A 23956-nucleotide genomic window follows, 5' to 3' on the forward strand; every position below is an offset into this window, starting at 1 on the left:
GCTCCGTTGTCGTCCCGTCTTGCGCCGTACACCCGGTGGGTGCCTCCGTCGCGGCTGCCGTGGGGTTCCCTGCTCGCGCTCACCGCGGTGGGCTGCTACGTCTCGGTGTTCGCGTGGGCGATGGAGTACCGCCCGTACGACACATGGGGCGCGCTGATCGTCTTCCCGCTGCTGCTGACGATCAGTGTGCCGCTGTTGTCCCGGTTCTCTCGGGACGAGCCGCCGTGGGTACGCCGGCTCGTGATCGGCGCGCTGGTGGCCAAGCTGCTCGCGTGCTTCGCCCGGTACTGGATGTCCTTCGTGCTCTACGAGGGCCGAGCCGACGCGGCCACCTACGACCTGGTCGGGCGGGCCATCGCGCCGCACTTTCGGGACGGCGACTTCACCGTGGACATCGGCCGCAAGGTGATCGGCACCGGCTTCATCATGATCGTCACCGGGATCGTGTACGCGATCGTCGGGCAGTCGCTGCTGGCCGGCTACCTGGTCTATTCGTGGCTGGGGTTCTGGGGCCTGTACCTGTTCTGGCGCGCGTTCAACGTGGCCTATCCGGACGGTGACCGGCGCCGCTACGGCAAGCTGCTGTTCTTCCTGCCGTCGCTGCTGTTCTGGCCGTCCGGAATCGGCAAGGACACCTGGATGATGTTCACGCTGGGCATGGCGGCCTACGGTGTGGCGCTGCTCCTGGTGCGCCGGCGCGGGGCGTTCGTGTTCCTGATCCTGGGCGCGGTGGGCACCACGATGGTGCGCCCGCATGTGACGGTGCTGCTGCTGTGCGGGCTGTGCGTCGGCTACCTGCTGCGCAATCGACCGCAACAGGCGTCCGCGTTGGGCCCGTTGCGGGCCGGGTTCGGGATCCTGGTGCTCGGCGTGGGCTGTGTGCTCGCGCTCCAGCAGGTCGGCACCTTCTTCGGGACACCGGGCATCGGGGCCGCGCAGGCCAACCAGGTGATCGCCAAGACACAGACCCAGACCGCGCAGGGCGGTTCGGCGCAGGCGGTGGACGATTCGGCGGCGCTGTCCATCTCGCCGGCCGCGCTGCCGCAATCGCTGGTGACCGTGCTGTTCCGGCCGTTCCCCTTCGAGGCGCACAACATCCAGGCCCTGGTGGCGTCACTCGAAGGCGTCGTGCTGATGGGCCTGTTCGTGGTCGCGCTGCCCCGGTTGAAACGCATTCCGGGTCTGCTGATCCGAAGACCCTACGTGGCCTTCGTGATCGTCTACACGCTGGTGTTCGCGCTCGCGTTCGCGAACATCCGCAACTTCGGCATCCTCACCCGCGAACGGGTCCAGGTGTTCCCCTTCGTGCTGGTGTTGCTCGCGGTGTCGAAGCCGGATCGCACCGATACCGACAAGGGTGGGAGTTCGGAGCGCAGGCGGCGGCGGACGATGGGGCGGCATACGCCGTCCCCCGCGGCCGATGCCATGAGTGGAGAAGTGAGTTCGACCAGTCCGGGGTATCCCGGTGAATCCAGGGGGGATGGGGTATGGCGGTGACCGGCAAGCCGGCGGTGCTCGGTGGGGACGCGATGTTCGCGGAGGGCCTGCCGCTGACACGCGTGCGGGTGCCCGAGCGTGAGGAGTTGGCTCGGCGGCTGGACGCGATCCTGACCGGCGGTCAATTGACCGACGGGTCCACGGTGCGCGAGCTGGAGGAGGCCGCGGCGGCGCAGTTGGAGGTGCCGTACGTGGTGGCGGTGTCGAATTGCACGAGCGGGCTGATGCTCGCGCTGCAGGCGCTGGGGGTGAGCGGTGCGGTGGCGATGCCGGGGTTCACCTTCTCGGCCACCGCGCACGCGGCGCACTGGGCGGGGGCGACTCCGGTGTTCGCCGAGGTGGACCCGGACAGCCTGACCCTGGACCCGACCGACGCGGCGGCGCTGCTGGCCGAGTCGGGCGCGTCCGCGTTGATGGCCACGCACGTGTACGGGACGCCGTGTCGGGTCGAGGATTTGGCGAAGGTCGCGGCCGACGCGAACGTACCGATCGTCTATGACGCGGCGCACGCGCTGGGCAGCCGGCGCGCGGGCACGCCGATCGGCGGCTTCGGCGCGGCGGAGGTGTTCTCGCTGAGCCCGACGAAGGTGGTGATCGCGGGTGAGGGCGGGTTGATCGCCACCCGTGACGAGGGGCTGGCGCAGGCCTGCCGGCTGGGCCGCGGGTACGGCAATCCGGGCGACTACGACTGCCTGTTCCCGGGGCTCAACGCGCGGATGTCCGAGTTGCACGCGGCGCTCGCGCTGGTCTCGCTCCGGGGCCTGCCCGAGCGGGTGGCCACCCGCTCGCACCTGGTGGGGGTGTTCGCGAAGGCGGTGCGCGACGTACCGGGGCTGCGGCTGCCGGCGCTCGCCGAGGGCGACGTGTCCACCTGGAAGGACCTGACCCTGATCGTGGACCCCGACGCCTTCGGCCTGGACGTGCCGACGCTGGCCGGCGCGCTCAAGGCGGACGGGATCGACTCGCGCCGCTACTTCCACCCGCCGGTGAACCGGCAGAAGGCGTACGCACACCTGCCTTCGCGGCCGCTGCCGATCACCGACGACGTGTCGTCGCGGGTGTTGACGCTGCCGCTGTGGTCGCACATGGACGAGCCGACGATCCGCCGGGTCGCGGACGCGGTGGTACGGGTGCACGAGCACGCCGGCGAGGTACGGGCGGCCTCGGCCTAGCAGGCTCGCCTACAGGGCGTGTCCCGGCGGATCCGGGGGGTCCGCGCCGCCGGGCACGCCTGGGCGCCGGCCGGTGTGAATTCGGCCCGGCCGGCGTTTGAGGCCCCCGGAGCGGGGCGACCGTCGGGAGATGGTTTCAGGCCGATGGCTGATCGCGCTGCGCGCGGCCGCAGGTGCCGTGGTCGTGCTCGCGGTGGTGGTACTCACAGCAGCGGGCACCGCCCGGAGCACCGTGCTCAACCGGGCCTTCTATCAGGCGGCCCTGGACGACGAGCGCGCCTACACCCGGATGTACGACGAGGTCCTGGTCGACCCGGCGGCCGAGCAGGTCACCCGGGATCTGCTGGCCCGAATCCCGGTGCCGCCGTCCGTGGTCACCGCCAACCTCAAGAGCGTGCTGCCGCCCGCGACCCTGCGCGGCATCGTGGACCAGCAGATCGCCAACACCATCGGCTATCTGCGCGGCGAGCAATCGACGCTGCGGCTGACCGTGGATTTGCGCCCGGTGCTGGCCAACGTCGGCGACCTCGCCGAGCTCTACCTCGGTGATCTGATCGCCAACGTGCAGGGCCGCCCGTCGGCCGACTTCGCCGCGTTTCGGTCCGGTCTGGACGCCACCCTCGACGACCTGGCCGCCGGGCGCCGCCCGGCCGACTTCCCGACCTTCGCGTTGGACGGCCCGAGCATCGCCACGACCACCGACGCACTGGTGGCGATCGTGCCCGTGGACGCCAGAGCACAGGTGCGTGCCCAGGTCACCGCCGCGCTGGCCACCGGCGACATCGCGGGTGCGCTCGCGGTGGTGGGGCCCCATGTATTGGGCGGCAGCTCCGGTTCGGCCCGTTCCGACCTGGCCGCCCGTACCGACGACGGACAGTGGGACCTGCTCCCCGAGCTGAAGCACGCCGGCCTGAACCTGAACAGCCTCTCGACCGCGCGCACCTTCACCAAACTGGCGCTGGGCCCGGTCCAGACACTGGCCACCGTGCTCGGCATCGCCGCGGTGCTCCTGCTGTGGTTCACCGGGCCGCGCTCCTGGTCGCGTCGGGTGCCCGCGATCGCCTGGTCGCTCGTGGTCGGCGGGGTGCTCTCCGGGGCGCTCGTGCTGCTCATCCGCTCGCGCCTGCCGAGCATGTTGGCCCAGCCCGCCCCGAGTTGGCCGCACTCGGTCAACGCGCTGGTGGGCGACGTCCAGCACGCCGCGATCTCCTCGCTGACCGGTGTCGGTTTGTTCGCCGCACTGGTCCCGCTCGTGCTGGGTCTGGCCCTGGTCTCGGGCGCGTGGAGTTGGCGGCGGGCGGCCGCGCGCCGCGCGCTGAACCTGCCGCCGCGGCACCGGATCGCGATCGCCGCGACGGTGGGCGCATTCGCGGTGGCGGCCGTGGTGCTGGGCGCGACCGTGGTCCCGGTCGCGGCGGGCAAGACCGAGGCGCGGCACTGTCTGGGCTCGATCGAGCTGTGCGATCGCCGCTACGACGAGGTCGCCTACCTGACCACACACAACGCGATGGCCAGCACCGCCGATCGGTTCATCGGCCCGCTCCAGGACCCGGACATCGTCGGGCAGCTCAACGCGGGCGTACGCGGGCTGCAACTGGACACCTATACATGGGAGTTGCCGGAGCAGGTCCAGCCGCGACTGAGTGTCTCCAGTTTCGCGCCGGACATGCAGGCGGAGATCCTGCACCTGATCGACCTGGCCAATCCGCCGCGTCCGGGCCTGTGGTTGTGCCACGCGCTGTGCCGCGCGGGTGCGCTCGCGCTGGCCCCGACGCTGCACAGGATCGGCACCTGGCTGGAGAAGAATCCCGGGGAGGTGGTGACGCTGATCCTGCAGAACGACATCACCGGCGAGCAGACCGAGCAGGCGTTCCGCGAGGCGGGCGTGGAGCGGCTGCTGTACACGCCGTCCCCGGATCCGGCGGCGAAGTGGCCCAAGCTGGGCGAGATGGTCCGCGAGGACAAACGCCTGGTGGTGTTCGCCGAGCAGGGCGGCGGTCCCGCGCCGTGGTACCGCAATTTCTACGAGTACGGCATGGAGACGCCGTTCGCGTTCGCCTCGCCCGCCGAGATGTCGTGCGTGCCCAACCGCGGCGGCACCGACAAGCGGCTGTTCCTGCTGAACCACTTCGTCACCAACCTGGGCGGCAGCCGGTTGGACGCGGGTCGGGTCAACGCTCGGCAGTACGTGCTGGACCGGGCCCGCGCGTGCGAGGCGCAACGCGGGCGGCCGGTGAACTTCGTCGCCGTGGACTACGCCACGATCGGGGACGCGGCGGGTGCGGTGGAGGTGCTCAACGCGACCCGGGGCGGGTCGGGCTGAGCCGAGGCGACGCCGTCTGCGGCTCAGTCGAGTTGCTTGGCGAACGTACTCGCTAGCGTGGCTATTCGATCGGGCGCCAGCGTCTCGGCGGAGACGAACAGCACCGCCTCGCCGGGGCCGTCCACGTTCAGCCGGACGACCGCGACCCCGCCCTCACCGACCGGGACCACCTGTTGGGGCGCGATCTTGGTCATCCGGGTGGCGAACTCGCTCAGCGTGTCCACGCTCACGCCGGCATCACGCTGGATCAGTGGCAGCGCCGGATTGATCGCGGGGCCGCGGCGCGCGGCCCAGGTGTCCACGTGGATCTCGACGGTGCCGACCTTGTAGCGACAGGTGACCTCGACGCCGTTGGATCGCTGCATCGCGGTGAGGTCCGAGTACAGGTCGCGCGCCTTCGCGTCGTCGTCGGACCAACCCTCGCTGCCGTCCGCGGCCGGATCGCCCGGGGCGACGGCCCCGTCGAGGTGGATCGTCGCGGCGGCCGCGGCGACGTCGAACGGCAGCGGGCACTGCGAACCGCTCTCGCCGATCGGCCGGACCGCCTGCCGGAACTTCTCGATGTTCAACCGCTTCGACGACCGAGGGACGACGTCGTCACCGTCGCCGCTGCACGCGACGATTGCGGTGACGGCCAGCGCCCCCGCCGCGCATACGGCGAGGACCCGGCCACAAGGATGCTGCCTACGGCTCATTCGCGCAGCGTACCGAGCGTTCGTCAGCTGATCGTCATGCCATGGGAAAGACTTCGAATGAGGCCGCGAACCGGGTGCCCAGGCGCGCGCCGTCCGCGCGGCCCATGCCCTCCAGGAACTCCCCCGCGTCCGCCATCTGCGTCTGACCCAGCCCGGCCAGGTAGGCCGCGTGCGCCTCGAGCGAGGCGACGCCGAGCGCGAAGTCCTCGGTGGTGTCCACCGCGTGCCGCGCCTGCGGCGAGCCGCCCGCCCACACGGCGCGCACTCCGCCCCACGGCTCGTGCCCCTCGGCGAGCAGGTCGCGGAACACCCATCGGTTGCCAGCGTCGCGCACCGCGTCCACGACCGCCCGGCCGACCGCGATGTGGTCGGCCTGGTTCAGCATCACGCCGCCCCAGGTGTCGCGGAAGTTGCCGGTGATCACGATCTCGGGCCGGTGCCTGCGGACCACGCGGGAAAGGTCGCGGCGCAGCGGCAGCCCGTATTCGAGCACGCCGTCCGGGTAGCCGAGGAATTCGACCGTGTCCACGCCGACGATCCGCGCCGACTCGATCTGCTCGGCCTCGCGTAGCGGGCGACACTCGTCCGGATCGAGCCCGTCGATGCCGGCTTCGCCGCTGGTGACCATGACGTACGTGATGTGCTTGCCCTGCCGGGTCCAGCGGGCGATCGCGGCGGCGGCGCCGTACTCGAGGTCGTCCGGATGCGCGACGATGGCGACGGCGCGCTCCCAGTCCTCGGGCAGCGCCTCGTACGGTTCGGGCCGGGCTTCGGTGGTCATTGCATGGTCCTTCCCAGGTGGCCGCACGGGCCGGTGCTACGCGGACGTGGTCATCCTTTCAGCGGCCGATAGGATTCGTATCCTCATGAGCGCCACGATCGTCGTCAAAGACCTTGCCGCCGGACACGGGGACCGTGTCCTGTTCTCCGGATTGGACCTGGTGATCGCCCCGGGCGATGTGGTGGGCCTGGTGGGGGTGAACGGCGCGGGCAAGTCCACCTTGTTGAGGCTGCTCGCCGGCCTGGCCGAGCCGGAGGCGGGGTCGATCCAACTGAGCCCGCCGACCGCGTCGGTGGGCCACCTGCCGCAGGAGCCGGAGCGGCGGCCGGGCGAGACGGTCCGGGCGTTCCTGGCCCGGCGTACCGGTGTCGCCGCCGCGCAGGCCGCGCTCGACACCGCGACCGAGGGCCTGGTCGAGGGCCGCGCGGGCGCCGACGACGAGTACAGCGTCGCGTTGGATCGTTGGCTGGACCTGGGCGGCGCGGACCTGGAGGAGCGGGCCGAGGAGGTCGCCGCCGATCTGGGCCTGGCGGTGGACCTGGATCGCGAGATGACCGCGCTGTCGGGCGGTCAGGCCGCGCGCGCGGGTCTGATGTCGCTGCTGTTGAGCCGCTACGACGTGTTCCTGCTCGACGAGCCGACCAACGACCTGGACCTGGACGGTCTGGACCGGTTGGAGAAGTTCGTCACCGGTCTGCGGGCGGGCACGGTGGTGATCAGCCACGACCGCGAGTTCCTGGCCCGCACGGTGGACCGGGTGGTCGAGCTGGATCTGGTCCAGCAGCAGATCCACAGCTACGGCGGCGGCTACGACGCGTATCTGACCGAGCGCGAGGTGGCCCGCCGGCACGCGCGCGAGGAGTTCGACGAGTACGCCGACAAGCGCGGCGACCTGGAGGCCCGGGCCCGGATGCAGCGCGGGTGGATGGACAAGGGCACCCGCAACGCGCGCCGCAAGTCCACCGACAACGACAAGATCAGCCGCAAGACCCGATCCGAGGCGAGCGAGAAGCAGGCGTCCAAGGCGCGGCAGACCGAGCGGATGATCGAGCGCCTGGAGGTGGTCGAGGAGCCGCGCAAGGAGTGGGAGCTGCGGATGGAGATCGCCGCGGCCCCGCGGGCGGGCGCGGTGGTGGCCACGCTCAACGGCGCGGTGGTCGAGCGCGGCGGCTTCACGCTGGGTCCGGTGACGCTGCAGGTCGACTGGGCGGATCGGGTCGCGATCACCGGCGCGAACGGCGCGGGCAAGTCCACGCTGCTCGCGGCGTTGCTCGGGCGGGCCGAGTTGACGGCCGGTCAGGGCGCGCTGGGTTCGGGCGTCGTGGTCGGCGAGGTGGATCAGGCGCGCGGACTGTTCCTGGGCGAGCTGCCGCTGCTGGACGCGTTCTGCGCGGTGGTGCCGGACCTGCTTCCGGCCGATGTACGCACGCTGTTGGCCAAGTTCGGGCTCAAGGCGGCGCACGTGCTGCGCCCGGCGGCGACGTTGTCCCCGGGCGAGCGCACCCGTGCGGCGCTGGCTTTGCTTCAGGCCGAGGGAGTCAACCTGTTGGTCCTGGACGAGCCGACGAACCACCTGGACCTGCCGGCGATCGAGCAGTTGGAGTCGGCCCTGGAGTCCTACGAGGGCACTCTGTTGCTGGTCACCCACGACCGGCGGATGCTGGACGCGGTGCGCACCACCCGGCGGATCCAAGTCGTGGACGGCCGGGTCACCGAGGTCTGATCCGTCGTTAGAATCCGAGGTCATGAACGAATTGCCGCCGGGCGCCAATCAATCCTTGCCGGGCGGCGTCGTGCGCGTGCGTGTGCCCGGACCGTTCGACATCTCCGCGTTGATCACGGGTGAGGATCGACGGGTGTCGGGCGACGCGGACTTCGTCTTCTTCAACCAGCTCCGCGCCCCCGGGGTGCACTTGGGCGGGGACACCGTCACGGTGGACCCGAGCGGCCTGCGGGCGGGCGCCACGCGCGTGACGGTGGTGATCAGTCCGGCCGACACCACGCACACCCTGGGCGAGTTGCCGCCGCCGGCAATGACGCTCACCGGCGCCGGCGGCACGCTGCTGGCGCGGTTCACCCCGCCGCGACCGCGCACCGAGACGGTGCTGTTGTTGGCGGAGATCTACCGGCGCGGCGCGGCCTGGAAGGTACGCGCGCTGGGTCAGGGCTATGCGGACGGGCTGGCCGGGATCGCTCGGGACTTCGGCGTCGAGGTCGAGGAGGAGACGCAAACCCCGTCGGGGCTCACCGAGTTCCAGCGCGGGGTGGTCGAGCTGACCAACGTCGAACGGGTCCGGCACGGCCTGCGCCCGCTGACCTCGCAGCCACAACTGACCGCGTGTGCACAGGCGTTCAGCGCGGACATGATCAGTCGGGCGTTCTTCTCGCACACCGATCCGGACGGCCGCGAACCGTGGGACCGGGCGATCGCGGCGGGCTACCTGTACAGCCGGATCGGGGAGAACATCGCCTGCGGCCAGCAGAGCCCGGCCGAGGTGGTGCAGGGCTGGATGGACTCCCCCGGCCATCGCAAGAACATCCTCACCCCGGAGTTCACCGAGATCGGTGTCGGGTATGTCACCGGGGGCACCTACGGCACCTCGTGGACCCAGGTCTTCGGCACCCCGCGCTGACGCCCCCGGAGCCGGTAGCGGCAGTCGGCGGTCGGCTAGAATTGGCCCGAATGGGTACAAAAGCGAACCCGGCGCCGACGCCGACCGGAATGTTGTCGTTCGGCTACGGGTACCGGGCCACCCAGCCGCGCCGAACCGGCAACCGGGTGCGAGGGGCCTCGTTGACGGTGCGCCATACTCGGTTGTTCGAGGCGAGGGAGATCACGTGCAGCTTGAGTTGGATCCGCCTTACGGCGTAGGGCCGATCAAGATCGGCATGTCCATGGACGAGGCAGAGGCGGCTCTGCGCGAACTCGGAGGAGATCTGTCGGGACGCACTCGTGGGTTCGCCCACTTCGGTGCGGACCTCTCGATTCATGTGGTGAGCGACAAGGACGGGCTGGTCGAGGCGATCGAGGTGCACCGGTCCGAGGACGACTTCGCGGACACGGTGTTGTGTCTGGGCGTCGACGTCTTCGGTACGCCGGCCGTCGACGTCACCCGACTGCTCGGTGAACTGACACCCGTGCGGGTGGAGACCGAGGGCGCGTCGCTGGTGGCCCCTGACCTGCTGGTGGCCCTGTGGCAACCGTTCGTGCCCGGCCACGGCAACAACAACGGCGTGGTCGGCGAGGGCCTGTACTTCCGCACCGCGCTGGTGGCCGGTCCCGGCTACTACGACAAAAGCGGTGCGCATCGGGCGATCCAGGCCGGATGACCCGAAACAGATGATCTTGGACGAACGACCCGAAAGGGATGACTCGGATCGGCGCGGGCGCTCCGCGTGACGTGGGGCCGAAGCGCGGTCGCGGCACGGCGCAATGCCGGCTCCCGCAAGTTGCGGGAGCCGGCATCGAGTCAGCGCGCCGTCAGGATTCGCCCGCTTACCTCGCCGAATCCGATACGAGTGCCGTTCGGACCGGGGGCGGTAGCGGTGATCGTGACCTCGTCGCCGTCCTCCAGATAGGTCCGGATGGACCCGTCCGGGAGCTTGAGGGGGTTCTCGCCGTTCCAGGTGATCTCGATCAGCGCGCCGCGCTGGTCGGCCTCGGGGCCGCTGACCGTGCCGGAGGCGAACAGGTCGCCCGGGCGCAGCGCCGCGCCGTTGACGGTCATGTGTGCGAGCTGCTGTGCGGCGGTCCAGTACATCGCCGAAAACGGCGGCCGGGAGATCAGGTGTCCGTTGAGCCGGACCTCCAGGGCCAGGTCCAGGCCCCACGGTTCGCCGGCGCGGTCGTCCAGGTAGGGCAGTGGCTCGACGTCGCGCGCGGGGGGTGCCACGCGCGCGACGCCGAGTGCTTCGAGAGGGACGATCCACGGCGACACCGACGTGGCGAAGGACTTGCCCAGGAACGGGCCGAGCGGGACGTACTCCCAAGCCTGGATGTCCCGGGCGGACCAGTCGTTGAGCAGGCAGACGCCGAACACGTGCTCGGCGAAGTCGCCCAGGCCCACCGGCGTGCCGAGTTCGGAGCCGGCGCCGACCACGAAGCCGACCTCGGCCTCGATGTCCAGTCGGCGGGTGGGCCCGAACGAGGGTGCCGCGTCGGTGGGCGCCTTGCGCTGCCCGCTGGGTCGCACGATCGGCGTGTGCGAGACGACCACGGTGCCGGCGCGGCCGTGGTAGCCGATGGGCAGGTGCTTCCAGTTGGGCGTCAGCGGCTCGGAGCCTGGCCGGAAGATCTTGCCCAGGTTGCTCGCGTGGTGCTCGGAGGCGTAGAAGTCGACGTAGTCGGCGACCTCGAACGGCAGTCGCAGCACCACTTCCCGACGCGGGATCAGGTGCGGTTCGACGCTCGCCCGCAGGTCCGGGTCGGTCAGCCAGGTGGTGAGCGAGGCGCGCACCGCGCTCCACGTCGCCCGGCCGGCCGCCATCAGCCCGGTCAGGCTCGGCGCGTCCAGCACGTCGACCGGTGCGCCCACCGCGTGCGCCGCCGCGCCGGCGTCCAGCACGAAGTCGCCGATCGCCACCCCCACGCGCGGCCGATCCGGCTCGCGGTCGGTGGTGAACACGCCGTACGGCAGGTTGTCGACGCCGTACACCGTGTCGGTCGGCAGCGGGACCCAGGTGGTGGGCATGGCGTGGGGCTCCTCGATCGGATCAGTCGCGGTGATGCGGGGGTTCGCCGAGCAGACCAAGCGTGAGCGCGTCCTGGAGCGGCTCGGCGACGCTACAGGTGCCGTACGAGGTCAGGTAGCCGCGCAGGCGGGTGCGCTCGGTCAGGGTCAGATCGTGCGCCATCCGGGTGAGTTCCGCGCTGTCGCGGAGCGCGAGTACGTCCGCGATCGCGTCGGGTTCGGCGCCGGCGACGGCGTGGTGGGTGGCGAGCATCAGGTTGAGGTAACCGTGGTGCTCGAAACCCGTGGTCGGGTCGGTGTGCCGCACGGCGTTGTGCAGCCCGGCCGTGACCTTGAACGGCAGTTCGCGGATCCGGCACGCGTACACGAACGCGGCCAGCTCGGCCTCGTCGGGGAACGCGTGCGCGGCGGTCCCGCCGGTGCGGAACTTGGGCCGCCCGTACGTGCCGGCGAGATTGTCCAGGTCTGCGTCGAGGCCCGCGCCTTTGAGGACCTCGACGTAGCCCGCCGTCATCTCCGGCAGGTGTTCGTGCAGCGCCGCGACCGCCTTGCCGATCTCGCCGTCGCCGGCGACCTCGATGCCCTCCAGGAACAACCCGGGGGTGTCCAGGATGGTGCGTACGGCGGTCCCCACGGTGGCGGGGCCGCCGGGAGCCACGAGCACGATCCGCAACGGCGCGTCGGGATCGGCCAGGGCGAGCAGGTCGGGCACGTGTGCCGCGCCGACCAGGAAGTTGCGCACGAACGGCGCGAACCACTCGGCGCGGTACAGCCGGTGCGCGGGCACCGCCTCGGCCATCGGCGCGTTGCCGGGCGGGAACAACGCCGCGTCGTCCCACAGTCCGGTGAACAGCGCTTGGTACAGGGTCTCGGGGGCGTCGGTGGCTGCGTTCATGGTCGAGGCGCCTTCCCGGCCCAGGTCCACGCGTAACCCGGGTCCTCGCTCGCGAGGCCGCCCTCGCCGACGCCCAGCGGTCGGAAGGTGTCCACCATGACCGCGAGCTCGTCGAAGAACTCGATGCCGATGCTGCGCTCGTAGGCACCGGGCTGCGGTCCGTGCGAATGCCCGCCCGGGTGCAGCGAGATCGAGCCCTGGCCGATCCCGGACCCCTTGCGGGCCTCGTAGTTGCCGCCGCAGTAGAACATGACCTCGTCCGAGTCCACGTTGGAGTGGTAGTACGGCACCGGGATCGACAGCGGGTGATAGTCCACCTTGCGCGGCACGAAGTTGCAGATCACGAAGCCCTGCCCCTCGAACACCTGGTGCGCGGGCGGCGGCTGGTGGACTCGGCCGGTGATCGGCTCGAAGTCGGAGATGTTGAACACGTACGGATACAGGCACCCGTCCCAGCCGACCACGTCGAACGGGTGGGTGGGGTACACGTAGCGGGTGCCGGCGATCTCGCCGCCCAGGCCGCGGTGCTTGACCAGCACCTCGACGTCGGTGCCCTCGGCCAGCAGCGGCTGGACCGGCCCGCACAGGTCGCGTTCGCAAAACGGCGCGTGTTCGAGAAGTTGGCCGAACCGGGACATGTAGCGCTTGGCGGGCGTGATGTGCGAGTTGGCCTCGATGCAGTACGCGCGCAGCGGCTCCTCGGTGCCGGGGACCCACCGGTGGGTGGTGGCACGCGGCAGGATCACGTAGTCGCCCGGGCCGACGGTGAGCGCGCCGAACACGGTCTCCACCGTCCCGGAGCCGGACTCGATGTACGCACACTCGTCGCCGAGCGCGTTGCGGTACAGCGGGGAGGGGCTGCCCGCGACCACGTAGGAGATCCGTACGTCGCCGTTGCCCAGCACCAGCCGGCGGCCGGTGACCGCGTCGACCGCCTTCCACTCGTTGTCCGCGAACAGCTCGTGCAGCTTGAGATGGCGCGGCTTGAGCGGATGGTTGGCGGTGACGCTCTGGTCGGGGACCTCCCACACGCTCGCGTCGGCGATGGCCGACGGGATCGCCCGGTGATAGAGCAGCGAGGAGTCGGAGGAGAAGCCCTCCTCCCCCATCAGCTCCTCGTAGTACAAGCCGCCGTCCGGGCGGCGGTGCTGGGTATGCCGCTTCGGCGGCACCTCGCCCACGCTGCGGTAGTACGCCATGACTGCCCGACTCCTCCGTCTGCTCCCCGTGCCGCCCTGCCGGCCCGCCGTCCGCGGGCCGCCGCGCGCGACGGCCGGCCCGCGACCTGGATCCTGTCCTCCCGGACGGGACCTAGAGGTTGCCGCGCCGCTCCTGCTCGCGCTCGATCGCCTCGAACAGCGCCTTGAAGTTCCCCTTGCCGAAGCCGAGCGAACCGTGCCGCTCGATCAGCTCGAAGAACACGGTCGGCCGGTCCTGGACGGGCTTGGTGAAGATCTGCAACAGGTAGCCGTCCTCGTCGCGGTCGACCAGGATCTTCAGTTCGCGCAACGTCTCGACGGGTACCCGGGTCTCGCCGGCCCATTCCCCGAGCGTGTCGTAGTAACTGTCCGGAGTGGACAGGAACTCGACGCCCATCTCGGCCATCGCGCGCACCGAGGCCACGATGTCGCCGGTGGCCAGCGCGATGTGCTGCACGCCCGGGCCGCCGTAGAACTCGAGGTACTCGTCGATCTGCGACTTCTTGCGGCTGACCGCGGGCTCGTTGAGCGGGAACTTCACTCGGTGGTTGCCACTGGTGACCACCTTGGACATGAGCGCGGAGTACTCGGTGGCGATGTCGTCGCCGATGAACTCCTTCATGTTGGTGAAACCCATGACGCGGTTGTAGAAGGAGACCCACTCGTCCATGCGGCCCAACTCGACATTGCCCACGCAGTGGTCGATGGCCTGGAAATAGCGCTTGGGGTGGTCGGCCGGCTTGCCCCGGAACAGCGGCTCGGCGGCGACGAAGCCGGGCAGGAACGGGCCCTTGTAACCGGACCGGTCCACCAGGGTGTGTCGGGTCTCGCCGTAGGTGGCCAGCACCGCGGTACGCACCGTGCCGTGCTCGTCGGTGTCGTCGTGCGGCTCGACCAGCACGGTCGCGCCGTTCTCCCGGGCGAAGGCGATCGCCTTGTCGACGTCGGGGACCTCGATGGCGATGTCGGAAACGCCGTCACCGTGGGCGGCGGTCGCGACGCCGACCTCGGTGCCGGCGTGAACCTCGCCGGTGATGCGGAAACGTGCCTTGCCGGACACGAGCACGTACTCGGCGACGTCGCGGCACCCGGTCTCGGGCCCGCGGTAGGCGACACAGGTCATCCCGAACGCCGTCGAATAGTAGTGCGCGGCCTGCTTGGCGTTGCCGACGAAGAAACGGACATGGTCCATCGCGACGACCGGGAAGGGGTCTCCCGCCGGGTCGTGCTCGACGGCGCCGACGAGGGCGTCGGTGTCCTCAAGGGTGGTGAAGGTGCTCATGACGCGCGATCCCCTCGGAAAGGAACGGATGCCGGAAGTACACTTGCGAATGCAACATCTGACAACATCAAGCTCGGGAGCTGTACAGATTGCCTAGGTGAGGCGGCCATATGCGGGACGATCTTCAGGATTCGCGCAGCACGCTCGACGAACTGGACGTGCGTCTCATCCGAGCGGGCCGGCAACACCCACGCGCGGGCATGTTGGAACTGTCCCGGGTGATCGGGGTGTCCCGCGCCACGGTCCAGGCACGCCTGGAGCGCATGGAGGCCGCCGGAGTGATCACCGGCTACGGCCCCGAGGTCGACCTGGTGGCCGCCGGATACCCGGTTCTGGCCTTCGTCACACTGGAGATCGCCCAGGGCGGTCTGTCCGGCGTGGCCACGGCCCTGAGCGCGGTCCCCCAGGTGCTGGAGGCCTACGGCACCACCGGCATCGGCGACGTGCACTGCCGCATCGCCGCCACCTCCAACCAGGACCTGCAACAGATCCTGATCGACATCAACCGCATCCCCGAGGTGGTCCGCTCCACCAGCGTGATCGTCCTGTCCGAGGTCGTCCCGATGCGTACCCTCCCCCTCCTCGAAGCCCAAAAACGCCCCCGCCCCAGCCGCGTCCCGGCCTTGCGCGAGGACCCGGCGTAGCGGCCGGCACGTGCGGCATCGGTGCGGTTCATCCACCGATAGCCCGATTCCGGCACCTGTGCGCACGCACGGCATCGCCCGACTCGGATCAGAAGCCCACGCGGGCATTCCCGCACCACGCGCCCCTGCTGCACGACAAACGTGGGCGAGCCCGGGAGAATGCCGGGGCATGGTTGGTGATGAGGTGGATCGGGACGTGACGATGTCGGTGTCTGGGCAGCAGGGTTCGGAGCAGGTCGCGCAGTGGGACGTGCATCGGCGGATCGCCGAGGAGCTGGGGGTTCGGGAGGGGCAGGTCAGGGCCGCGGTCGAGTTGCTCGACGGTGGGGCGACCGTGCCGTTCATCGCCCGGTACCGCAAGGAGGTCACCGGGACCCTGGACGACACGCAGCTGCGTAATCTGGAGGAGCGCCTGCGCTACCTGCGGGAGCTGGAGGAGCGCCGCACCGCCGTGCTCGCCGCAATCGAGGCGCAGGGCAAGTTGGACGACCCGCTGCGGGCGCAGATCCTGGCGGCCGACTCCAAGGCCCGACTGGAGGACATCTACCTCCCGTACAAGACGAAGCGGCGGACCAAGGCGCAGATCGCCCGCGAGGCCGGTCTGGAACCGCTCGCGCTCGGCCTGCTGGGCGACCCCTCACGCGACCCGGTCGCCGCGGCCGAGGCGTTCGTCGACGCGGACAAGGGCGTCGCCGACGCCCAGGCGGCACTGGACGGCGCGCGCTCCATCCTGGTCGAGAAGTTCGCCGAGGACGCCGACCTGATCGGCGCACTGCGCGAGAAGATGTGGACCCGCGGACGGATCGTGGCCAAGGTGCGCGGGGGCAAGGAGGAGGCGGGCGCCAAGTTCGCCGACTACTTCGACTTCGCCGAGCCGTTCACCCGACTCCCCTCGCACCGGATCCTGGCCATGTTCCGCGGCGAGAAGGAGGACGTGCTCGACCTCACCCTCGCCCCCTCGGCGGACGAGGAGGTCGACGGCCCGACCGAGTACGAGCGCTCGATCGCGCACACTTTCGGCATCGTCAACCGCGACCGCCCGGCCGACAAGTGGCTCGCGGACACGGTGCGTTGGGCCTGGCGTACCCGGATCCTGGTGCACCTGGGCATCGACCTGCGCGGTCGGCTGCGGCAGGAGGCCGAGGACGAGGCGGTCCGGGTGTTCGCGGCCAACCTGCGCGACCTGCTGCTCGCGGCGCCGGCCGGCACCCGGGCCACGATGGGCTTGGACCCGGGTCTGCGTACCGGGGTCAAGGTCGCGGTGACCGACGACACCGGCAAGGTGGTCGCCACCGAGACGATCTACCCGCACGAGCCGCGCCGCCGGTGGGACGAGTCGATCGCCACGCTCGCGAAGCTGGCCGCCGCGCATCGGGTGGACCTGATCGCGATCGGCAACGGCACCGCCTCGCGCGAGACCGACAAGCTGGCCGCCGAACTGATCGCCAAGCACCCGGAACTGGGCCTGACCAAGGTGATGGTGTCCGAGGCGGGCGCGTCGGTGTACAGCGCCTCGGCCTTCGCTTCACAGGAACTCCCGGACCTGGACGTGTCGTTGCGAGGTGCAGTCTCCATCGCCCGCCGACTCCAGGACCCGTTGGCCGAGTTGGTCAAGATCGACCCGAAGTCGATCGGCGTCGGCCAGTACCAGCACGACCTCTCCGAACTGAAGTTGTCCCGCTCGCTGGACGCGGTGGTCGAGGACTGCGTGAACGCGGTCGGCGTCGACGTCAACACGGCGTCCGCGCCGCTGCTCACCCGGGTATCCGGGATCGGCGCGACGCTGGCCGAGAACATCGTGCAACACCGGGACGCCAACGGCCCGTTCAAGACCAGGCGCGATCTGAGGAACGTCGCGCGGCTGGGTCCGAAGGCGTTCGAGCAGGCGGCGGGCTTCCTGCGGATCCCGGCGGGCGACGACCCGCTGGACTCGTCCTCCGTGCACCCGGAGGCGTACCCGGTGGTGCGCAAGATCGCCGCGGCGGCGGGTGGTGACGTGCGGACCCTGATCGGCGCGGCGCCCAGGCTGCGCGCGCTGGACCCGAAGGCGTTCACCGACGAGAAGTTCGGCCTGCCGACGGTGACGGACATCCTGCGCGAGTTGGAAAAGCCGGGACGCGACCCGCGACCGGCGTTCAAGACGGCGACCTTCAAGGAGGGCGTCGAAAAGTTGTCCGACCTGCAGCCCGGGATGCTCCTGGAGGGTGTGGTCACCAACGTGGCCGCGTTCGGCGCGTTCGTGGACGTCGGCGTGCACCAGGACGGCCTCGTGCACGTCTCGGCGATGTCGAAGACGTTCGTGAGCGACCCGCACGACGTGGTCAAGTCGGGCGATGTGGTCCGGGTCAAGGTGCTCGACGTGGACATCCCGCGCAAGCGGATCTCGCTGACGCTGCGGCTGGAGGACGAGGCGGAACAGCGCGGGGCGCGTCCCGACCGCGGGGACCGCGCCGACCGGGGCCCGCGTCCGGAACGCGGGTCGCGCGAGGGCCGGCCGCAGGGCGACGGGCGGCGGGGTGACGGCCGGTCGGGAGACGGCCGGTCGGGAGACAGGCGCCAGGGCGGTGCGCGCCAGGGCGGCAACGGTGGCGCGGGGGCCGGGGGTGGCGGTGGCCAGGGACGACGGGCCGCCACGCCGCCGAAGCAGTCCCGGGGTCCGCAGGGGCCGGCCGGGGGCGGCGGGGCGATCGCGGACGCGCTGCGGCGGGCCGGGCTGGTGGAGTGAGGTCGGTGGTCGCGGTCGCGTGAGGGGTGGGTTCACGGAGCGGCCGGGCGTCGTGGGCGCGGGGTGCCGGTGCGGGGTACCGGTGCGGGGTGCGAGTGCACCGGGCGGGTCGGGGATCGGGCGAAGGCGCGGTCCATGGCCTGGTCCGGCCGGAGCGGGTGAATCCGATGTGGCCGGGGCGGCGGCGCGGTCGGTACTGCGCGGACGTCGGCCCGGCCGCTCCGCCGACGTGACCCCGGCACACCCGGCGGGCGCGAGCGTGAAGCGGCCCCGGCCGGCCGCCGGACGAGGGTGCCTGGTCAGCCCGCCTGGGCCCTGGGCGCCAGCGCACCCAGTACCGCCGTGTGGGTGACGCCGTACTCCGCGAGCAGGTCCGCGACCACCCCCGGCCGGGCCGTCAGCGCGAGCAGGATGTGCTCGTCGCCGATGTGCCGCTGACCGCGCGCGACCGACTCGCGCAGCGACTGCTCCAGCACCTTCTTGGCGCCCGGCGTGAACGGTACGTGCCCCGTCCGACCGCCGAAAGGCCACAACCGCCGGGTCCGCCGAGCCGGCGCCAACGCGCCCTCGCCGTGCGTCTGTTCGACGCGCGCGACGATCTCGCCCACGTCGATCCCGAGGTCGGCGAGCGCGGCCTCGTCGGCCTGCGAGATGCCGCCGCGGCGCCGGGCCCGGGCCAACCCGCGTTCGATCTCGTCGCGGCTCGCCACGAAGCCGATCGTGGCGAGCGCGACCGAGGTCCGCGTACCCTCCGCGTCCAACAGCGCCGCAAGCATGTGCCTCTCCTCCACGCAGGCGTCCCCGGCGCGCCGCGATTGCTCGATGGACCCGTAGACCACGCCTCGGGCACTGTCCGTGAACCTCTCGAACATCAGTTCCTCCCGTGCTTCTTGTGCACTGCCTGCCGGCTCACCCCGAGCTCCGCGGCGATCTCCTGCCACGACCAGCCCTGCACGCGCGCACTACGCACCTGCACGGCCTCGAGCTGTTCGAGCAGCCGGCGCAGCGCGGCCACGGCCCGTAGGCCCACCCGTGGATCGCGATCCCCCGCCCGACTGGCGAGGTCCGTTGCTTCGGTCATGACTGTCAACCTACGTTGACGCAAGCCTGCCTGTCAACTGTGATTGACAGACACTCGGACCCCATGGCGCGCCCGGACCCCCGCGGCGCCGCCGTCCGACCCGGTACGGTCGCGAACCATGCGAATTCTTGTACTCGGAGGCACCGCATTCGTGGGTCGAGCGATCGTCGAGGACGCGCTGCGCGAGGGCGCCGACGTCACCCTGTTCGGCCGAGGCAGGACCGGCACCGATCTCTTCCCGGACGCGACCCGACGGATCGGCGATCGCGACACCGGCGACTACACGGCGCTGCGCGAGGGCGAGTGGGACGCGGTGGTGGACGTCAGCGGATACGTACCGCGCCACGTCGGACAGGCGATGGCGGTACTCGGCGACCGGATCGGTCGGTATCTGTTCCTCTCCAGCCACGCGGTCTACGTCCGGTCCGGGATCGACCCCGGCTCGGACGAGGACACCCCCCGACGCGCACCGGTTCGCGACACCGAGGTGCTCGACGACGACACCTACGGACCGTGCAAGGTCGCCTGCGAGGACGACGTGCTCGCCCGGTACGGCGACCGCGCGACGATCGTCCGGCCGGGCAAGGTGGCCGGGCCGCACGACGTGCAGGACACCTTCACGTACTGGTCCCGCCGAGCCGCGCGCGGCGGACGGGTGGCGCTGCCGGGTCGGCCCGAACAGCCGATCCAGGTGGTCGACTCGCGCGACCTGGCCCGCCTGGTCACCCGACTGCTGATGGACGACCGACCGGGCGCGTTCCACGCGGTGGGCCCGGCCGAACCGACCACGCTCGCCGGCCTGATCGGCGTCTGCGCGCAGGTGGCGGGCACCGAGGTGGAGATCGTCCCGGTCCCGCCCGACGCGGTACCCGGCCCGTTCCCACTGGTCTGCCCCGAGAACCAGTGGCCCGCCCGGCAACGGGACGCCGGGCGCGCCCGCGCCGCCGGAATGCCGGCCACGCCGCTGTCGGTCACCGCCGCCGACGTACTCGCCTGGGACCGCGCTCGGGGCGAACCACCCTTGTCCGTCGGACTGTCGGCGAAGGAGGAGGCCCGGTTGATCGAGGAGGCGTGAGCCGCGCTCCGCGCGGTCGAGGCGTGAGCCGTGCTCGTGCGGTCGAGGCGTGAGCCGCGCTCCCGCGGCCGTGGACGGGGACCGGAACGGAGACGGTAACAGGACCACCCGGCACCGGAGTTCCCTCCGGCACCGGGCGTCCCGGGCGTCCCGCGCCGATCAGTCCCGCGCCACCCACTCCGGCGCGACCATCCCGCCGCCGCCGTACGCCGGCAGTCGCAGCTTCGCGCCGTCCTTCGCGATCTGGGTCCACGGCCGGTTGAGGCCCGCCGAGCCGAACCGGCGTACCCGCGTGACCGCGTCCAGGTCGAGCGCGTCCACCAACACCTCCTCGCCACCGCCCGCCTGTTGCCGAACCATCCCCTCGGGGTCGACGATCAGGCTCTCCCCGACTCCGGCCGGATCGGCGATGTTCAGGTTGACCACGTACACCTGGTTGCTGAACGCGTTGGCCCGCGCGCAGACCCGTTCCATCTCCCGGTCGCGCGTCGTGGTGAGCACCGGTTGCAGGATCACCTCGGCCCCCATCCACGCCAACTGCCGCACGGTCTCCGGGAACGAGCCGTCGTAGCAGATCGCCAGCCCGATCCGGCCCACGTCCGGGATGTCGAACACCTCGAAGCAGTCGCCCGGTTCGGCGTCCTCGTAGGGCTGCCAGGTGAAGACCTTGCGATACGCGGCGACCACCTCACCCGTCGGCGAGACCGCGATCGCGGTGTTGAAGATCCGTTCGTCCTCGGCACGTTCGAAGAACGAGCCCGGCACCAGCCACAGGCCGGTCTCCCGGGCCAGCTCCCGAACCCGGCGCACCGTCGGTCCGTCGATCGGCTCGGCGGTGTCGGTCATCCAGGACGCGGGCGTGTCCCACATCGACCCGGGGGCGGCGAGCAACAGCTCCGGCGCGAGCACGAGTTGCACGTGTGGAAAGAGCTTCCGCACGGTGCGTACCTGCTCGGCGAAGCGGGTCCAGGTCGCTTCGACGTCGAGGGGCACGGCCGTGGTCTGGATCGCGGCGATGTTCAGAATGCGCATGAGGTTCCCTGATGCTGTGGGAGAAGGGGCGTCGACGGATGGGCGGTCGGCACTTCGTTCACTGATCGAACGGCACACCGACCGCCTCGTGAATCGGGTCGTGGGCCGGGCGGCGAGTCGAGTACTCGGCTGGGGGCGTCGCGTCGGGCTCAGCCCGCGAGCGCGTCTTCGGTCACCGTCACCCGGGCGACCTCCGTCCGGCCGGACGCGAAGAAGCGCCGAGCCCTGGGCCGGTAGGCGAGCATCACCACCACACCGAGCAGGATCGAGCCGATCCCGAGCAGGAACACCCCGCCCACCCCGAACATCGAGGTGTGCCCATAGTCCGGCTGCCACATGTCGTACGCGCTGCGCCCGAACGCGGCGAGCATCATGGTCGCGCCGATCAGCGGCAGCACGCCCTTGAAGAGCAGTTCGCGCGGCCCGTCGCGCAGGTCGCGCCGGAAGTACCAGACACAGGCGTAGCCGGTGATCGCGTAGTAGAACGCGATCAGCAGGCCGACCGAGCCGATCGCGTCGCCGAGGAAGTGCCCGGACAGCGCCGACAGCACCACCAGCGCGAGCGCGGCGGCGATACCGAAGAACGCGGTGCCGAACCCGGGTGTGGCGTACCGAGGGTGGATCCGGCCGAACCGCGCCGGCGCGGCCCCGTGCGCGGCCATCGACAACGTCCCGCGCGACGTGGAGACGCCGCAGGTGAGCAGCGCGGCGACGGCCGAGATCGCCACGGACAGCTTCAGTACGGCGGCGAGACCGGAGCCGACCAGCCCCGGCGCGAGTGTCGCGACCACGTCGGCCGCGTTGTCCTCGTTGCCCAGCCCCAGCGCGTCGGTGCCGACGCCGGCGTACGAGATCGCGGCGTACGCGGTGAACAGGTAGGTCGCGAGCAGTACAACGGTGGAGATGACGGCGGCCTTGCCAGGCGTGTTCGCGCTGTCCTTGGTCTCCTCGTTGACCGTGATCAGCGCGTCCCAGCCCCAATAGATGTACAGGCACAGGAGTACCGCCTGCGCGAACACACCCCAACCGTCGAACCCGAGCGGATTGAGCCAGGACAACGACGGCGACAGCGCGCCGGTCGCCTCGCCGTGCTGCGCGAACGCCGCGATGCCGAAGGTGAGCAGCGCCGCCAGTTGCAGGCCGAGCAGGAAGTACTGGATGCCGGCGGCGATCGAGATGCCGCGATAGGCGATGACGGTGACCAGCGCCAGGATCAGTACGCCGGTGCCGGCCACCGCCCACGTGTCGTCGGTGAACGCGTCCAGTCCGACCACGTCGAGCAGATAGGCCGAGGCGACCTGGGCAAGCGCGGTCATCGCGATCACCGTGCAGACCTGCACGACCCAGCCGCCGGACAGCCAGCCCAGGTAGGGACTGAACGCGCGTGTCCCCCACACGAACGTCGTGCCGCAGTCCGGCATCGACCGATTGAGCTCCCGGAAGGCGAACGCGGTGAGCAGGATCGGTACGAAGCCGACCAGCAGGGCGGCGGGGGCGAGGTCTCCGGCGACCAGGGTCACGAAGCCGAGGGTGACGGCGATGCTGTAGGCGGGCGCGACCGACGCCAGGCCGAGCGCGACGGTGCCGAGCAGGCCGACCGATCCGGACCGCAGACCCTTGGCGGAGGCTTCCGGCGCCACGGGTGTTCCCGGGGGTTCGGCCGCTCCGGATGCTCCGGGCGCTCCGGGCGCTTGGGCCGTGCTCATGCGTACTCCAGGGTGCCGGGGACGTGATGGGACGGAGTCGAAGGGCGCGCCGCGACGCGTGTCGCGGGCCGTGTCGCAGCGACCGGTTTCTTTGAACGCACATTCAAATAACTCACATCCACCCGGTCAAGACCCGTTTCCTGGACCGACGCAGCACCCTCTGTAGTAATCTGAAGAACCTTCAAAGAATCTTCAAGGAACCACCAAGGAACCCGTCCTCCCAGGACAGGGAAGAATCGACCTCATGGCCAGACGCAAGGACCAGGAGGGCCGCCGGGCCCAGATCGCCGCAGCCGCCGAACGCGCCGTCCTCAATCGAGGCCTCGCCGATCTCCGCCTGCGCGACATCGCCGATGAGGCCGGCCTCACCTCGGGCGCGGTCCTGTACTACTACGAGGCGGTCGAGGACCTCCTCCAGGAGACCTACCGCAACGCCATCGACCGCTTCTGCCACCAGCGCGAACAGGCCGTCGAGCAACTCGGGGACGCCCGCGACCGCCTGCGCACGGTCATCTCCACCGGCGTCGCCACCGGCCCCGAGGACACCCTCCCCCGCCTTCTCTTCGAGTTCTGGCCGATGACCCTGCGCGATCCCCGGGTGGCTGCCCTCGACAACACCCTCACCGAACGCCAGATCGCGGTCTACTACGGCGTCTTCGTCCTCGGCGAGGCCCAGGGCCACTTCCACCTGACCGACAGCGCCCGCCTACTCGCGGAAAACTTCGTCGCCCTCGAGGACGGCCGCCAGATGGACGTCCTCTCCGGCCGCCTCACCCGAATCCAAATCCTCCGAGCCCTCCACAGCCAAGCCAAGTCCGTCACCGGTTGCGACCTGCGCCCACCCCTGCCCCTGCCCGGGTAAGCCCCCACCTGGATCTTTGATATGGTTCTCCACGTCGCCGCACGGAACACCAGCGGAGACCACCCAGTCCGGGTGGCGGAATTGGCAGACGCGCTAGCTTGAGGTGCTAGTGCCCGAAAGGGCTTGGGGGTTCAAGTCCCCCCTCGGACACAGACCATAACCCCAACGTGTGCGGGTCGAGGATTGCCTCGACTCGCACTTTTTGGTTTTCGGGCTCGTAGGTGGGTTTCAGTCCGAGTGCGCTGTAGGTGTCGGCCCTGGGCTGCGGCTCGGCCTCACCGAGTGCCTTTTTGATG

The 23956-nt window shown here is 70.7% G+C and carries 20 protein-coding genes and 1 tRNA gene; 11 read left to right on the plus strand and 10 right to left on the minus strand.

Annotated elements, in window-relative coordinates; translation table 11 throughout:
- Positions 1-6: 6 nt before the first annotated feature.
- From A3IC_RS53755 to A3IC_RS0111205, 3 genes are all read left to right on the plus strand, one after another.
- Entirely contained in the window at positions 7-1497 is a 1491-nt protein-coding gene (locus tag A3IC_RS53755; RefSeq protein WP_052173401.1) for a hypothetical protein, read from the plus strand.
- The gene (locus A3IC_RS0111200; protein WP_020550141.1) at positions 1488-2669 is read left to right on the plus strand and encodes a DegT/DnrJ/EryC1/StrS family aminotransferase; all 1182 of its coding nucleotides are present in this window, start codon (positions 1488-1490) and stop codon (positions 2667-2669) included. Before A3IC_RS53755 ends, A3IC_RS0111200 begins: the two co-directional genes overlap by 10 nt.
- A gap of 130 nt (positions 2670-2799) precedes the next feature.
- Positions 2800-4992: a phosphoinositide-specific phospholipase C-related protein gene (locus A3IC_RS0111205; RefSeq protein ID WP_020550142.1), complete on the plus strand. Its 2193-nt coding sequence runs from the start codon at positions 2800-2802 to the stop codon at positions 4990-4992.
- Between the two features lie 23 nt (positions 4993-5015).
- Here the strand turns inward: A3IC_RS0111205 and A3IC_RS0111210 are convergent, their stop codons facing one another.
- Positions 5016-5687 (minus strand): hypothetical protein, encoded by a 672-nt coding sequence (locus tag A3IC_RS0111210; protein WP_158695908.1) that lies wholly within the window; start codon positions 5685-5687, stop codon positions 5016-5018.
- Between the two features lie 34 nt (positions 5688-5721).
- On the minus strand, positions 5722-6468 hold the full coding sequence (locus tag A3IC_RS0111215) for a PIG-L deacetylase family protein (RefSeq protein ID WP_020550144.1): 747 nt from the start codon (positions 6466-6468) through the stop codon (positions 5722-5724).
- 85 nt (positions 6469-6553) lie between these two features.
- Between A3IC_RS0111215 and A3IC_RS0111220 the strand changes: the two genes are divergently transcribed.
- The 3 genes from A3IC_RS0111220 (at position 6554) to A3IC_RS0111230 (ending at position 9798) form a co-directional block, all read left to right on the plus strand.
- The gene (locus tag A3IC_RS0111220; RefSeq protein WP_020550145.1) at positions 6554-8191 is read left to right on the plus strand and encodes an ABC-F family ATP-binding cassette domain-containing protein; all 1638 of its coding nucleotides are present in this window, start codon (positions 6554-6556) and stop codon (positions 8189-8191) included.
- A gap of 22 nt (positions 8192-8213) precedes the next feature.
- Positions 8214-9101: a CAP domain-containing protein gene (locus tag A3IC_RS0111225; RefSeq protein WP_020550146.1), complete on the plus strand. Its 888-nt coding sequence runs from the start codon at positions 8214-8216 to the stop codon at positions 9099-9101.
- A 205-nt stretch (positions 9102-9306) separates the two neighbouring features.
- Positions 9307-9798: a hypothetical protein gene (locus A3IC_RS0111230; protein WP_026218133.1), complete on the plus strand. Its 492-nt coding sequence runs from the start codon at positions 9307-9309 to the stop codon at positions 9796-9798.
- 140 nt (positions 9799-9938) lie between these two features.
- Here A3IC_RS0111230 and fahA read toward each other — a convergent pair whose 3' ends face one another.
- The 4 genes from fahA to hppD all read right to left on the minus strand — a co-directional run bounded on the left by fahA (position 9939) and on the right by hppD (position 14445).
- On the minus strand, positions 9939-11159 hold the full coding sequence (gene fahA, locus A3IC_RS0111235) for a fumarylacetoacetase (RefSeq protein WP_020550149.1): 1221 nt from the start codon (positions 11157-11159) through the stop codon (positions 9939-9941).
- Between the two features lie 22 nt (positions 11160-11181).
- On the minus strand, positions 11182-12054 hold the full coding sequence (locus A3IC_RS0111240) for a hypothetical protein (protein ID WP_063744825.1): 873 nt from the start codon (positions 12052-12054) through the stop codon (positions 11182-11184).
- Positions 12051-13253: a homogentisate 1,2-dioxygenase gene (locus A3IC_RS0111245; protein WP_020550151.1), complete on the minus strand. Its 1203-nt coding sequence runs from the start codon at positions 13251-13253 to the stop codon at positions 12051-12053. The genes A3IC_RS0111240 and A3IC_RS0111245 overlap by 4 nt, the downstream gene beginning before the upstream one ends.
- 112 nt (positions 13254-13365) lie before the next feature.
- The gene (hppD, locus tag A3IC_RS0111250; protein ID WP_245599223.1) at positions 13366-14445 is read right to left on the minus strand and encodes a 4-hydroxyphenylpyruvate dioxygenase; all 1080 of its coding nucleotides are present in this window, start codon (positions 14443-14445) and stop codon (positions 13366-13368) included.
- Between the two features lie 200 nt (positions 14446-14645).
- Here hppD and A3IC_RS0111255 point away from each other — a divergent pair, with 200 nt between their 5' ends.
- On the plus strand, positions 14646-15179 hold the full coding sequence (locus A3IC_RS0111255) for an Lrp/AsnC family transcriptional regulator (protein ID WP_020550153.1): 534 nt from the start codon (positions 14646-14648) through the stop codon (positions 15177-15179).
- 202 nt (positions 15180-15381) lie between these two features.
- Positions 15382-17904 carry a Tex family protein gene (locus A3IC_RS0111260; RefSeq protein WP_052173412.1) on the plus strand — a complete coding sequence of 841 codons (2523 nt, stop codon included), beginning with the start codon at positions 15382-15384 and terminating at the stop codon, positions 17902-17904.
- A gap of 299 nt (positions 17905-18203) precedes the next feature.
- Here the strand turns inward: A3IC_RS0111260 and A3IC_RS0111265 are convergent, their stop codons facing one another.
- On the minus strand, positions 18204-18776 hold the full coding sequence (locus tag A3IC_RS0111265) for a Clp protease N-terminal domain-containing protein (protein ID WP_020550155.1): 573 nt from the start codon (positions 18774-18776) through the stop codon (positions 18204-18206).
- Entirely contained in the window at positions 18776-18985 is a 210-nt protein-coding gene (locus A3IC_RS0111270; RefSeq protein WP_026218136.1) for an RNA polymerase sigma factor sigma-70 region 4 domain-containing protein, read from the minus strand. Before A3IC_RS0111270 ends, A3IC_RS0111265 begins: the two co-directional genes overlap by 1 nt.
- A 118-nt stretch (positions 18986-19103) precedes the next feature.
- On the opposite strand from A3IC_RS0111270, the gene A3IC_RS0111275 reads away from it, so the two are divergent.
- Positions 19104-20060: an NAD-dependent epimerase/dehydratase family protein gene (locus A3IC_RS0111275; protein ID WP_020550157.1), complete on the plus strand. Its 957-nt coding sequence runs from the start codon at positions 19104-19106 to the stop codon at positions 20058-20060.
- 159 nt (positions 20061-20219) lie between these two features.
- Here the strand turns inward: A3IC_RS0111275 and A3IC_RS0111280 are convergent, their stop codons facing one another.
- Together A3IC_RS0111280 and A3IC_RS0111285 are read right to left on the minus strand one after the other, a co-directional pair.
- Complete coding sequence (locus tag A3IC_RS0111280) at positions 20220-21092, minus strand: carbon-nitrogen hydrolase family protein (protein ID WP_020550158.1); 873 nt, start codon at positions 21090-21092, stop codon at positions 20220-20222.
- Positions 21093-21241: 149 nt separating this feature from the next.
- The gene (locus A3IC_RS0111285) at positions 21242-22798 is read right to left on the minus strand and encodes an APC family permease (protein WP_079026381.1); all 1557 of its coding nucleotides are present in this window, start codon (positions 22796-22798) and stop codon (positions 21242-21244) included.
- 244 nt (positions 22799-23042) lie between these two features.
- Between A3IC_RS0111285 and A3IC_RS0111290 the strand changes: the two genes are divergently transcribed.
- Together A3IC_RS0111290 and A3IC_RS0111295 are read left to right on the plus strand one after the other, a co-directional pair.
- Complete coding sequence (locus A3IC_RS0111290; protein ID WP_020550160.1) at positions 23043-23660, plus strand: TetR family transcriptional regulator; 618 nt, start codon at positions 23043-23045, stop codon at positions 23658-23660.
- A gap of 66 nt (positions 23661-23726) precedes the next feature.
- Positions 23727-23810, plus strand: a tRNA-Leu gene (locus A3IC_RS0111295).
- Positions 23811-23956 lie beyond the last annotated feature (146 nt).

Source organism: Embleya scabrispora DSM 41855 (assembly GCF_000372745.1).
Lineage (GTDB): Bacteria > Actinomycetota > Actinomycetes > Streptomycetales > Streptomycetaceae > Embleya > Embleya scabrispora.

Excerpts from the sequence above, each read along its gene's own strand:
- A3IC_RS0111200 (WP_020550141.1), top strand. The coding sequence starts at position 1,488 with ATGGCGGTGACCGGCAAGCCGGCGGTGCTCGGTGGGGACGCGATGTTC.
- A3IC_RS0111205 (WP_020550142.1), top strand. The coding sequence starts at position 2,800 with ATGGTTTCAGGCCGATGGCTGATCGCGCTGCGCGCGGCCGCAGGTGCC.
- A3IC_RS0111210 (WP_158695908.1), bottom strand. The coding sequence starts at position 5,687 with ATGAGCCGTAGGCAGCATCCTTGTGGCCGGGTCCTCGCCGTATGCGCG.
- A3IC_RS0111215 (WP_020550144.1), bottom strand. The coding sequence starts at position 6,468 with ATGACCACCGAAGCCCGGCCCGAACCGTACGAGGCGCTGCCCGAGGAC.
- A3IC_RS0111220 (WP_020550145.1), top strand. The coding sequence starts at position 6,554 with ATGAGCGCCACGATCGTCGTCAAAGACCTTGCCGCCGGACACGGGGAC.
- A3IC_RS0111225 (WP_020550146.1), top strand. The coding sequence starts at position 8,214 with ATGAACGAATTGCCGCCGGGCGCCAATCAATCCTTGCCGGGCGGCGTC.
- fahA (WP_020550149.1), bottom strand. The coding sequence starts at position 11,159 with ATGCCCACCACCTGGGTCCCGCTGCCGACCGACACGGTGTACGGCGTC.
- A3IC_RS0111240 (WP_063744825.1), bottom strand. The coding sequence starts at position 12,054 with ATGAACGCAGCCACCGACGCCCCCGAGACCCTGTACCAAGCGCTGTTC.
- A3IC_RS0111245 (WP_020550151.1), bottom strand. The coding sequence starts at position 13,253 with ATGGCGTACTACCGCAGCGTGGGCGAGGTGCCGCCGAAGCGGCATACC.
- hppD (WP_245599223.1), bottom strand. The coding sequence starts at position 14,445 with ATGGACCATGTCCGTTTCTTCGTCGGCAACGCCAAGCAGGCCGCGCAC.
- A3IC_RS0111255 (WP_020550153.1), top strand. The coding sequence starts at position 14,646 with ATGCGGGACGATCTTCAGGATTCGCGCAGCACGCTCGACGAACTGGAC.
- A3IC_RS0111260 (WP_052173412.1), top strand. The coding sequence starts at position 15,382 with ATGTCGGTGTCTGGGCAGCAGGGTTCGGAGCAGGTCGCGCAGTGGGAC.
- A3IC_RS0111265 (WP_020550155.1), bottom strand. The coding sequence starts at position 18,776 with ATGTTCGAGAGGTTCACGGACAGTGCCCGAGGCGTGGTCTACGGGTCC.
- A3IC_RS0111270 (WP_026218136.1), bottom strand. The coding sequence starts at position 18,985 with ATGACCGAAGCAACGGACCTCGCCAGTCGGGCGGGGGATCGCGATCCA.
- A3IC_RS0111275 (WP_020550157.1), top strand. The coding sequence starts at position 19,104 with ATGCGAATTCTTGTACTCGGAGGCACCGCATTCGTGGGTCGAGCGATC.
- A3IC_RS0111280 (WP_020550158.1), bottom strand. The coding sequence starts at position 21,092 with ATGCGCATTCTGAACATCGCCGCGATCCAGACCACGGCCGTGCCCCTC.
- A3IC_RS0111285 (WP_079026381.1), bottom strand. The coding sequence starts at position 22,798 with ATGAGCACGGCCCAAGCGCCCGGAGCGCCCGGAGCATCCGGAGCGGCC.
- A3IC_RS0111290 (WP_020550160.1), top strand. The coding sequence starts at position 23,043 with ATGGCCAGACGCAAGGACCAGGAGGGCCGCCGGGCCCAGATCGCCGCA.